The 4,280-nt window shown below is 66.2% G+C and carries 6 protein-coding genes; all 6 read right to left on the bottom strand.

The window, feature by feature from the left end; all coding sequences use genetic code 11:
• The coding region (locus WA944_RS21080; RefSeq protein ID WP_526610733.1) for a DnaB-like helicase N-terminal domain-containing protein at positions 1-299 on the bottom strand (299 nt) is incomplete at its 3' end.
• A gap of 497 nt (positions 300-796) precedes the next feature.
• Complete coding sequence (gene rplI, locus WA944_RS21085; protein ID WP_526374771.1) at positions 797-1,252, bottom strand: 50S ribosomal protein L9; 456 nt, start codon at positions 1,250-1,252, stop codon at positions 797-799.
• 29 nt (positions 1,253-1,281) lie between these two features.
• Complete coding sequence (gene rpsR / locus WA944_RS21090) at positions 1,282-1,545, bottom strand: 30S ribosomal protein S18 (protein ID WP_159230485.1); 264 nt, start codon at positions 1,543-1,545, stop codon at positions 1,282-1,284.
• A gap of 39 nt (positions 1,546-1,584) precedes the next feature.
• Positions 1,585-2,100, bottom strand: a complete 516-nt coding sequence (gene ssb, locus WA944_RS21095; RefSeq protein WP_370329311.1) for a single-stranded DNA-binding protein — start codon at positions 2,098-2,100, stop codon at positions 1,585-1,587.
• 96 nt (positions 2,101-2,196) lie between these two features.
• On the bottom strand, positions 2,197-2,487 hold the full coding sequence (gene rpsF, locus WA944_RS21100) for a 30S ribosomal protein S6 (protein ID WP_526374773.1): 291 nt from the start codon (positions 2,485-2,487) through the stop codon (positions 2,197-2,199).
• Positions 2,488-2,571: 84 nt separating this feature from the next.
• Positions 2,572-4,236: a glycosyltransferase family 87 protein gene (locus WA944_RS21105; RefSeq protein WP_526647317.1), complete on the bottom strand. Its 1,665-nt coding sequence runs from the start codon at positions 4,234-4,236 to the stop codon at positions 2,572-2,574.
• Positions 4,237-4,280: the final 44 nt, after the last annotated feature.

Raw genomic sequence — 4,280 nt, forward strand, 5'->3', positions numbered from 1 at the left:
CGCCGCAGCATTCCGCGGCGGTCCAACTCCGCGGCCACGGTGACGGCGTCCGCCGGCTCCCCGCGCCCGTACAGGTCCAGGATCGCGTCGTAGACGATCTGGTTCCCGGGCTTGTAGAAGTCGCCCGGTCGCAGCTTCTCCAGGACGTCGGCGACCGCGTCCTTGCTCAGCAGCATCCCGCCGAGCACCGCCTGCTCGGCGGCGGGATCCTGCGGGGGCTGACGACCGAAATCCTCGTTCGGTGGGGCTTCCTGCCTCGAGGAACTTCCAGACCGCCCCAGGTCATCTACGACAGCCACGCAGCGCCTCACCCTCCTGATCGCGATCGAACTCACATTCGACATGCGGCATGCTGCGACTCTAAGTCCGAGCCCCGACAAGCTCCCCGTTCGGGACCCCAACCGTTCCCGCGAGGGCCAACGCTAGACGTTGCTGTGGGGGAATCAAGTCGACCCTGTTAGTGGGCTTGTGGATGGAGTGTGCATAGGTCCGGTCAGGGATGTTGAGCCGCTGTGGACAACTTGTGGATCAACAGCATTGTCGACCACGTTTACGCAGATGAACGCACCATAGGCCGAGGTGAGAACTGGGGATGGGAAATTGGTCGGCGTGTCGTGTTCGGTTTCGGTTTCGGGCGTGTTGTGTTTCGCGCTGAGGCCGCGCAGGTTAACAGCCGGTTAGGTTCGCTGTAAGTCGTTTGCCGGGGAAAGTTCGCCACCGGGTACAGCAACAGCCGGGTGAAGACCACTGCTGGTCCTCACCCGGCTGTTTCAGAGCTGGTGCTGCTAGCCCGCGACTAGCGCGCCACCACGTTCAGCGATACCTCGGCATCGACGCTCGGATGCAGCCGCACCTCGACGGAGTGCGTGCCGATCGTCTTGATGTGCGCCTTGGGCAGGCTCACGGTCCGCTTGTCGAGGTTGGGCCCGCCGGCCTTCTTGATCGCCGCGACAACGTCGGCGGCGGTGATGGAGCCGAACAGCTTGCCGGAATCGCCGGCAGCCTTCGCGGTCAGATCGACGGTCCCGAGACCCTCGATCGCCTGCTTGATCTCGTTGGCGTGCTCGAGGTTCTTGACGCCCTTGAGTTCCTGGGCGCGGCGGATGTCCGCAGCCTGGCGCTCAGCGCCGCGGGTGGCGACGATGGCCATCCCGCGGGGCAGCAGGTAGTTACGGCCATAGCCGTCCTTCACCTCGACCGGATCTCCGGCTGCGCCGAGGTTCTCCACCTCGGTGGTCAGAATCAGTTTCATGTGTTTCGTCCTGTCTGGGCTTCTCGCGCTTACCGCGTCGACGAGCTGAACGGCAGCAACGCGACCTCGCGCGCGTTCTTCACCGCGATCGCGATATCACGCTGGTGCTGAACACAATTGCCGGTCACCCGGCGGGCACGGATCTTGCCGCGCTCGCTGATGTAGGTACGCAGCAGCTGCGTGTCCTTGTAGTCGATGTTCTGCAACTTGCCCTTCTTGGAGCAGAACACGCACTTGCGGGTCTTGACCGGCTTTTCCGGTGCCGGACGCCTCTTCGTGGAGGACTTGGCCATGTCTATCTCTTTCTAGAAATCACTGATGAATTGGGTTGATCAGAAAGGCGGTTCGTCGTCGGTGCCACCGAACGAACCCGACGCGGGCGCACTGCCCCACGGGTCGTCCTTGGGCGCCTCGGCCGCCGGACGGGAGTTCGCGGCCGCACCGCCCCCACCGCCGCCGAAGCCGCCGCCTCCACCGCCGCTGCGGCTGGCCTTGTTGACCTTGGCCGTCGCGTACTTCAGCGACGGACCGATCTCGTCGACCTCGAGCTCGACCACCGTGCGCTTCTCGCCCTCGCGGGTTTCGAACGACCGCTGCTTGAGCCGGCCGCTGACGATGACCCGCGAACCGCGCACGAGGCTCTCGGCCACGTTCTCGGCAGCTTCGCGCCAGATGTTGCAACGGAGGAACAGCGCTTCGCCGTCCTTCCACTCATTGGTCTGACGGTCGAACATGCGGGGCGTCGACGCGACCGTGAAGTTCGCGACGGCCGCGCCCGACGGCGTGAACCGCAGTTCGGGGTCAGCGGTCAGGTTTCCGATGACCGTGATGATGGTGTCACCAGCCACGAGGTCCTCCTGGGATCGGTGTTCTGCTCTTCGCGCAAGCGCTCATCGCCGGCGTTGGGCGCGAGCCTACGCAGAGGCTCCGACGTACGGCAGCACTTAGTGCTTGTCGGTCCGCATCACTTTGGTCCGCAGCACGGACTCGTTCAGGTTCAGCTGACGGTCGAGCTCGGAGACCGTCGCCGGCTCCGCCTTCACGTCGACGATCGCGTAGACGCCCTCGGCGTGCTTGGCGATCTCGTATGCCAGTCGCCGGCGTCCCCAGATGTCGACCTTGTCGACAGAGCCGCCATCCTTGCGGATCACGTTGAGGAACGTCTCGAGCGACGGAGCAACGGTTCGCTCGTCGAGAGTGGGGTCGAGGATGACCATGATTTCGTATGGACGCATGTGGAACCCATCACCTCCTATGGTCGTGTGCGGCCACGGACTGTCCGTGGCAGGAGGGTCGCCTGCGTCGGCAACCGGGCCAGGCTACCCGAACCCGCGCTGATCTGCGAAATCGCGCTCCACGGGGACGGCGGATCGGGCGCGCTCGGTGACCGCCACGGTGCTTGAGCGCGCCGAATTCGCCGGGACCCGTGGCCGCAGCCGGTCCGGTAGCCACCGCGGCGGCGCATCCGGCGCCCGGTCGAACACCCCGCCCGCCGGGTCGTCGTCGACACCGTCGCGGCGCACCAGGTCCAGCTCGGGACGGTAGATCTGGCGGATCACCAACGCGCACAGCGTGATCACCGCGATGTCACGGAGCAGGACGGTCGCCGTGAACGCCTGTTCCGGCAGACCCATGTTCTGTTCACCGAACAGGTACAGCATCCGCGGAACCCAGACCAGCATGTCGATCGTCATCCAGGCCAGCAGGATGCGCCGGTGCGGCAACGCCAGCACCGCCAACGGCACCAGCCACAGCGAGAACTGCGGGCTCCACACCTTGTTGGTCAGCAGGAACGCCGCCACCACCAGGAACGCCACCTGCGCCACCCTCGGCCGCCGAGCAGCCGTCAGCACGATGTAGCCGATGGCGATGCAGCACGCCGCGAACAGCGCCGCGCTCACCGCGTTCAGCACCACCGGTGGCTCCCAGAACCCGAGGTCGGTGTCGAAGCCGCGCCAGCCGGTGAACGACTTCACGACGTTGTAGATCGAATCCATGTCGTCGCCGCGACGAGTGTTGAGCCGGAAGAACTCCGACCAACCGCGCGGGAAGAGCACCATGATCGGCAGGTTGACCAGCAGCCAGGCGACCACCGCCGCGAGCACCGTCTTGCCGGCCTCGCGCAATCGTCCCGTGCGCAGCGCCAGCAGCACCAGGGGGATCAGCAGCAGCAGCGGGTAGAGCTTGGCCGCCACCCCCAACCCGATCAGCACGCCGGCCAGCACCGGTCTTCGCCGCGCCCACGCCAGCAACGCCCCTGCCGCGAAAGCCGTTGCCAGAGCATCGAAGTTGGTGAAGATCTGGAAGATGACGATCGGCGAGGCAGCGACCAGCGCGGCGTCCCAGATGCGCCGCGGGCCTGCCAGCATCGCCGTCGCCCACAACGTCGTCAGCCAGGCCAGCGCCAGACCGAACGCGGCGATGTTGAAGAACATCACCACCTCGGCGACGATCGGCACCGACACCAGCTTCGTCAGGGCCGTGTAGGTCTTGGCCAGCGACATCGACAGGTACTGGTAGACACCGGTCAGCACCGGATACTCCATGTAGCGAACGGCGGGGCTGCCGTCGTACTGAACGTGGGGCTTGCCGTCGCCGTCGGTCTCCACCCAGCTGGACTTGTAGGGAAACCTGCCCAGATTCAACAACTCCGCCGTGTACAGCGGCACCGTGTCCGAGTAGCACAGCTGGTAGTAGGCCCGCTGGTTCTCCCAGTTGCCGACCCGCTGATCCGCTGCGCCGGTGCCGGTGGTCTGCAGGCACGCCGCCTTGGTGGAGTAGCCGAGCGCCAGGAACACCAGCGCGATGATCAGCATCACCCGCAGCGGCGTCAGGAACCGGGCACGCCCGATCAGCGGGTGCCGGCCGACGGGACCGCCGATGGTGCCGGACAACGCGGCACCGATGGTGTCGGTGCGGCTGGGCAGATCACGGTCGTCGAGGCTCCGCGGACTGCCCGCCGATTCAGACCCCGGTTCGGTCACGGGGGCGGCGGAGGACCTGGCGGAGGCAATCCGGGCGGCGGGAG

This window comes from Mycobacterium sp., from assembly GCF_049683355.1.
Taxonomy (GTDB): domain Bacteria; phylum Actinomycetota; class Actinomycetes; order Mycobacteriales; family Mycobacteriaceae; genus Mycobacterium.

What these genes read in the sequence shown, in the direction of transcription:
- rplI (WP_526374771.1), bottom strand. Translation starts at nt 1,252, where the DNA reads ATGAAACTGATTCTGACCACCGAGGTGGAGAACCTCGGCGCAGCCGGA.
- rpsR (WP_159230485.1), bottom strand. Translation starts at nt 1,545, where the DNA reads ATGGCCAAGTCCTCCACGAAGAGGCGTCCGGCACCGGAAAAGCCGGTC.
- rpsF (WP_526374773.1), bottom strand. Translation starts at nt 2,487, where the DNA reads ATGCGTCCATACGAAATCATGGTCATCCTCGACCCCACTCTCGACGAG.